Consider the following 6,263-nt stretch of genomic DNA (forward strand, 5'->3'; position numbering starts at 1 on the left):
AAAGGATTACTTGCTCAACGTTTCAACGATGTAGTGGTTGATGGTATCCTTAACTTCTTCCAAGTGGTCGGAGTGGGTAGCAGCAATCAATTCGGATTGTGGCTTGTCGATAGCGTACTTTTCAAGGGACTTGAAGTCAGCCTTGCCGCTTTCGATTTCGGCACCAACACCGGATTCGTATGAGCTGTAACGGTCAGCCTTTAAGGTGTCTAAGAAGCCGTCTTCCTTCATAGCAGCAGCAACACGCAGGCCGGCAGCAAAGCTGTCCATCCCAACAATGTGGCCTAAGAAGAGGTCTTCTGGGGCAAATGATGAACGACGAGGCTTAGCATCGAAGTTCAACCCACCGCGAGGTCCGATGCTGCCGTTTTCGACAACTTCGTACATTGCAGCAGTGGTTTCGTACAAGTTAGATGGGTATTCATCAATATCCCAGCCGATTAACTTGTCACCTTGGTTGGCATCCAATGACCCTAACAAGCCAGCTTCACGAGCAACACGGATTTCGTGTTGGTAAGTATGGCCAGCCAAGTTAGCATGGTTACCTTCCAAGTTCAACTTGAAGTCTTTGTCCAAGTCGTATTCCTTCATGAAGGCAATAGTCGTTGCGGCATCGAAGTCGTATTGGTGCGTCGTTGGTTCCTTTGGCTTTGGTTCGAGCAGCATTTGTGCGTCGAAGCCAATTTCGTTAGCGTAGTCCTTAGCCATATGGAATAACTTAGCAGCATGTTCTTGTTCTTGCTTCATGTTGGTGTTCCAGAGTGATTCGTAACCTTCACGGCCGCCCCAGAAGACATAGTTTTCAGAACCGACACGCTTACCAATTTCCAAACTGTGCTTCAATTGAGCAGCACTGTAGGCAAAGATATCAGCGTATGGAGAAGTACCAGCACCTTCGACGAAACGAGGGTTCGTGAACATGTTCGAAGTGTTCCACAAAACCTTCATGCCAGAAGTCTTTTGGTATTCAACGATCTTGTCAACAACCTTGTCCAAGTTGGCGTTGGTTTCACGTAAAGTGTTGCCTTCTGGTGCCAAGTCGCGGTCATGGAAGCAAAGGTAATCTACACCTAATTTGTTGTAGAATTCGAATGCAGCGTCAACCTTAGCTAAGGCTAAATCCATAGGATCAGTGTACTTGTCGTAAGGACGTTGAGCAGTACCGTCACCAAATGGGTCAACTAAGCGTTGGTCAAATGTGTGCCAGTAAGCTACGGCGAAACGTAACCAATCTTTCATTTTCTTTCCGGCAATAACTTCTTCCGGATTGTAGTATTGGAATCCTAAACCAGATTTCTTATCTTGATGGCCGACATATTGAATCTTGTCGATGCCTTTCCAGTATTCTTCAGTCATAATTTTATAATACCCTCCTAGTTAGTTCGTTGCGACAACCAACTTACAAATACTAGTATACAATCTTTTAAATCGAATGCAAGCGTTTTCGCCAAAAAAGATTCAAAAAATTCAGGGCAATAACAATTTCCGGTCAAACCAACTAAAACCTGGTTCTTTCCTGAACTGTTTCTACTATATTAATGACCTGGTATCGCTGAGCAACAAAAAAGCCCGGGAAAAACTTCCCAGACTTTTGCGTTTGATTTAATTTTCTGCGTCAAGTGGTCGGTCAAAATTCAACTCATAACCCTCAAGACCCAACACTTGATGCGTAATCAGTGAGCAGCCACCTAGAACCGTTGCCAGCCGGGCGTTAGTGGTCAACTCAATGCCCAGATTGGAATCAGACAATTGTTGATAGACTCGCCGAATATCTGCTAATAAATCTGGTAACTCTTCTACTAAAGGTGAGTTAAGGAAGAACGCATCGGGATCGAGCGTCCGCATGGTGTTGTAAATGAGACCAGCGATGGCCGTGGTAAAGGTTTGTAATGCCTTAACGGTTTCCGGGTCCTGGGACTGTGCTAACCGGACAATGTCCTCGCGATCCAGCGTGTCGACCCCTTTTGCCTGCTCGACTTGCCGAATCACGGCGTCTTCGGAGCTGATATCTTCGGCGTGAATGGCGTGGGACTTACCGTTGCCATCGATTTCGATACTAGCAATGGTCCGGCCAATTTCACCGGCATCCCCGTGTTCGCCGCGGAATAGGTCCCGGTGGAGAATGACCCCGGCACCGATCCCCCGGTGAATACTGATGGTGACGGTACTGTTGAGCTGCCGGGCACCGTTGAAGTCGCGTTCGTAAATAGCGGATAAGTTGGCTTCGTTTTCCAAAACGACCGGCACGTCATAGGCCGACGTGAAGACATCTTCGAGGTCAACGCCATCCATATCAATAAATGGTGACGTCTGCACCTTATTATTTAAGACGATCCCATGAATGGAGAAACAAATCCCCAATAGGCCATTACTCGTCTTGTCTTCCGCGTCAATTTGCGCGATATATTGCTTGATTCGGTCAATCATATCGTGGATCGACCGGCCCTTCGTTTCAATACGGTCGTATTTCCATACGTGTCCATTTAGCAGCGTGACCAGCGCATGTAGATGCCGGTACCCCAGGTCAAACGTTAACGTGTAGCCGTAGTTACGGTTAATTTCAACCAACGTCGGTTTGCGCCCACCCGCTGTCGAAGCCTCCCCCAGGCCTAATTCTGTTAAGTAACCGTTGGCCATCAGCGTATTGTAGAGCGATGAGACCGTGGACTTATTCAGGTGAAGCTGGTGAGAAATTTCAATTCGCGAGGTGGGATGGTTGTTAAAAATCTGCTGCAGCACAAACTTCAGGTTCTGGTCGTGTAACTGATTCCGATTCATACTTTGACGAACCATCCAATCTCCTCCTTATAGGTTGTTAATTTTAGTCGATCACTGGGACCTGAAAAATCCCAACTAACTTGGCATCACTAATTCCTTGACTTAATCAAGTTTTGTAACCGGTACCAAAATTACCCTCATGGTTTAGTGAACCAACTAACCTAAGTATTACTCACGCCTTGTGAAAATACAACTGTTTTTCGATAATTATTTCAATTAAACGTCTATTTAACCCCAGCACTTAGTTAATGACTAAAAGAAACCACCCCGCAAATATCGCAGAGTGGCTCCTGGTAACCCTCTATTTTCGTGTGAACTATCCCTAGACTAAGGATTGAATATCGGCAATCAATGAGGTCACGCGACTTTTGATCTCATCGCGCGACTGACGGAAGGTCGTCATGATCTGATCAGGCGTCCCCGTAGCTTGCGCGGGATCGGTCAACGGCCAGTGCAGTCGCGTTACGCTCGACGGTGTGACTGGACATTTATCGCGTGCATCGCCACAGAGCGTGACCACGATATCGCTAGTATTGAGGTAATCGACATCGATCAGCTTAGACGTCTGTTGGGAAATGTCGATGCCGACCTCTTCCATGACTTGAACGGCCAAGGGATTTAAGCCGTGCCGTTCAACGCCGGCACTAGCAATCGTCCAATCCTTGGGTGCTAACTCACGGGCAAACCCTTCTGCCATCTGGCTGCGGCATGAATTACCAGTACATAGAAAATAAAGTTGCGTCATTTGTCTAACCTCCAAAGTAAAGTGACCGTGAAGCGATAAATTCTAGGATACATAATAGGTGATTCTGACTTTCACCTATTATAACGATATTCATCACAGAATACTGCTGTTAATGCCCAGTTTCTCGGAAAAATTTCAACTAGCGATTAATTTATAAATGATAGTTAAATATTAACCACACAATAGCGGATTTACCGCCAAAGCTAAATAAGTCTCGCGATTCCTCTTCAACAAGGATATCATGGGACTACTAGCTTAACAACCGCTAATTTTAATGGCCGTCACTGGAACTATCCGGGGAGTGAATCATATGGAAAACTATCGATCCACCTGTATCAAATGTGGCAAACCGATTCCGTTGGGTGCCAACTTTTGTCAGTATTGTAGCGCCGCACAGAGTTTCGAGGCCCGGTCAACTGTGACGATGCCCTTAGAACCGCTTGATTGCCCCTATAATGAAACCATGCGGCCGAACCTGGTTTCGTCGACTGGTCTCTTTTTTAAGAACCTGACGAATACGTCGAAGTGTCTAGGCCGCGCGGATTACTGGTGGAGTATGGTCGGCATCGGTCTGATCAGTCTATTTATCGGTGTCTTTGGCCTCTTCGCAATCGGTCAACAGCCTGACTGGACCCAACTAACGAATTATTCCCCAGCAACCTGGGCTGCTTTAGTGCCACCAGTTTTGTTGTTGGTGCTCCTCGCTTTCGGCCTCATAACGGCTGAAATCCGCCGACTCCACGATTCAGGTCATAGTGGCAAAATCTCGCTACTCAATCTACTCATCCCATTTGGCGGCATTTTGTTAGCCGTCATCCTCTGCGAACCCTCTAGGCAGCGACAAAATCCGTACACGCCTTAAGGACGGTTGCTATCCACCATTGTCGTTCGCTGACTGGCCAACCGTAGCTTTCCCAGAACCAATCCCAAGGCAAAACCCACGAGCGTTGGGACCAACCACCCCAGCCCGAGACTGGCAAATGGAATCACCTGATGGTAAAACGCGAGTGCCGCGTGAACTGGTGCTAATTGCGTGACGACTTGTGGTGCGCTATTTAGCATGTCCAAAACCGCTGGGACTACCGTAAAGGCAATCGTCATTTTGTAGACGATACCGGCATACGGGCGTTTGGCAACGGTCAATGCCGCTAAAATCAGTGCTAAGGAAAGTGGGTAAAGGAGCATCAAAACTGGCAAGGACCAAGCGATGATCGTGTCTAAACCGGCGTTGGCGACTAGGAAGGATACGAACGTCGTCACCCGGAGCCAAGCCAGATAGCTGACTTTAGGGAAAAGTTTGTGGAAATCTTGGGCAAATGAGGTCACCAATCCGAGCGCCGTGGTAAAGACCCCCAGCGTGACTAAAACACCTAAGAAGAGTGTGCCGAAATTACTGAAATAGTGACCCACGATGGCTGATAAGGCCACAGCACCGTTGTCCGACAGTTTCATCTGACTGAGACTAAAGGCACCGAGTAAAACTAGCCCAAAGTAGATCAAGATTTCCAAAACAATACTAAGGGTGCCGGCCTGGGCTGTCAGCTTAGTCAGCTCGCGGTCATGATAACCGAGGCCACGCACGGCATGGACAAAGGTCACACTCAAAGCCAGCAGCGCAACGGCGTCAACGGTGTTGTATCCTTCGAGGAACCCACTGATGGTCGCGTTGGTTTGATAAGCCGTGGTCGCCGCATGGTTCAGACTTCCCATGGGGTTGAAGAACGCGACCACGAAGATGACCGCCAACATGGCGAGGAAGAAGGCATTGAGGTACTTGCCGACAACCTTGACCAGACTATTTTGATGCGTGGCTAAGACGTAGGCGGCCCCGAAGAATAAGCCGGTAAACAGTAGCATCCCCACGGTCGAAAAACGCTGCGGCAAGAATGGCTGAACGGCCATTTCGTAGGCTGTGGCGGCGGTCCGTGGCGTGCCGAAGAACGGTCCAATCGTCAGGTGAACGAGAATCAGGAACAGCGCCGCATAGTGCCGCCCCACCGGCTTAGCCAGATCAAATAGGCCATCACTCTTCGTCACCACAACGGCGAGAATCGCTAGCAAGGGAAAAAGTGATCCGGAGATGGCGAACCCCAAAGCGGCCGTAAACCAGTGACTCCCGGCCATTTGGCCCAAATGAACAGGAAAAATCAAGTTGCCAGAACCAAAAAACATGCCAAAAATTAATGAGCTCACCACGAGTAATTGTCCCAAATTCCGGTGCGATTTACCGGTTACAGTTTTGTCCATTTTGATTCCTCCACAACTTTTATTTTTACCTAGAACGTCAAAAAGAGCCCCTTCCCACTGCGGGAAAAGGGCTCTACAAGTAGAACGGTACCACCTTTTTGTGACGCAACACGCCACACTCATCGCGGACTAACATCCGCTAGCCAGATAATGGTGGCCACCACGATAACCTACATATCAGTCTCGAACTCGGAAATGATTTTCACACACGCTAGATGGTCACTTTCCACTTACCGTGACTCACTACGCATCGCGACGTGTGCTACTTTTTTCCTCAACGTTTTAAAAGTATTGTCATGATTATAGGCGCCAGTTGGTGAAAAATCAATGGGTAATTTCATTATTTTCTCATTATCGAAAAATGGGCGATTTGAGTGTTAATGGATACCTCAATCGAATTGTAATTGAAAATATAGCGCAAATTACAAGAACAAGTTAGTCACTAGGACTAAATACTGATGTCAAGGGATTCTCATTGGTTGGAGTTTAGTAT

The 6,263-nt window shown here is 47.6% G+C and carries 5 protein-coding genes; 1 reads left to right on the forward strand and 4 read right to left on the reverse strand.

The window, feature by feature from the left end; all coding sequences use genetic code 11:
- Positions 1-6 precede the first annotated feature (6 nt).
- The 3 genes from xylA to arsC form a co-directional block, all read right to left on the reverse strand.
- Complete coding sequence (gene xylA, locus JUF10_RS10305) at positions 7-1,356, reverse strand: xylose isomerase (RefSeq protein WP_203642091.1); 1,350 nt, start codon at positions 1,354-1,356, stop codon at positions 7-9.
- A gap of 246 nt (positions 1,357-1,602) precedes the next feature.
- Positions 1,603-2,793, reverse strand: a complete 1,191-nt coding sequence (locus JUF10_RS10310) for an ROK family protein (RefSeq protein WP_203642092.1) — start codon at positions 2,791-2,793, stop codon at positions 1,603-1,605.
- A 307-nt stretch (positions 2,794-3,100) separates the two neighbouring features.
- Entirely contained in the window at positions 3,101-3,523 is a 423-nt protein-coding gene (gene arsC, locus JUF10_RS10315) for an arsenate reductase (thioredoxin) (RefSeq protein WP_203642093.1), read from the reverse strand.
- A gap of 310 nt (positions 3,524-3,833) precedes the next feature.
- On the opposite strand from arsC, the gene JUF10_RS10320 reads away from it, so the two are divergent.
- On the forward strand, positions 3,834-4,385 hold the full coding sequence (locus JUF10_RS10320) for a DUF805 domain-containing protein (protein WP_203642094.1): 552 nt from the start codon (positions 3,834-3,836) through the stop codon (positions 4,383-4,385).
- Here the strand turns inward: JUF10_RS10320 and brnQ are convergent.
- Entirely contained in the window at positions 4,382-5,770 is a 1,389-nt protein-coding gene (gene brnQ, locus JUF10_RS10325) for a branched-chain amino acid transport system II carrier protein (RefSeq protein WP_203642095.1), read from the reverse strand. The two genes, JUF10_RS10320 and brnQ, sit on opposite strands and share 4 nt — an antisense overlap.
- Between the last annotated feature and the right edge of the window lie 493 nt (positions 5,771-6,263).

The organism is Levilactobacillus andaensis, assembly GCF_016861695.1.
Classification (GTDB): domain Bacteria; phylum Bacillota; class Bacilli; order Lactobacillales; family Lactobacillaceae; genus Levilactobacillus; species Levilactobacillus andaensis.

Bases quoted from the DNA above. Each gene is read 5' to 3' on its own strand.
- xylA (WP_203642091.1), bottom strand. From the start codon at position 1,356: ATGACTGAAGAATACTGGAAAGGCATCGACAAGATTCAATATGTCGGC.
- JUF10_RS10310 (WP_203642092.1), bottom strand. From the start codon at position 2,793: ATGGTTCGTCAAAGTATGAATCGGAATCAGTTACACGACCAGAACCTG.
- arsC (WP_203642093.1), bottom strand. From the start codon at position 3,523: ATGACGCAACTTTATTTTCTATGTACTGGTAATTCATGCCGCAGCCAG.
- JUF10_RS10320 (WP_203642094.1), top strand. From the start codon at position 3,834: ATGGAAAACTATCGATCCACCTGTATCAAATGTGGCAAACCGATTCCG.
- brnQ (WP_203642095.1), bottom strand. From the start codon at position 5,770: ATGGACAAAACTGTAACCGGTAAATCGCACCGGAATTTGGGACAATTA.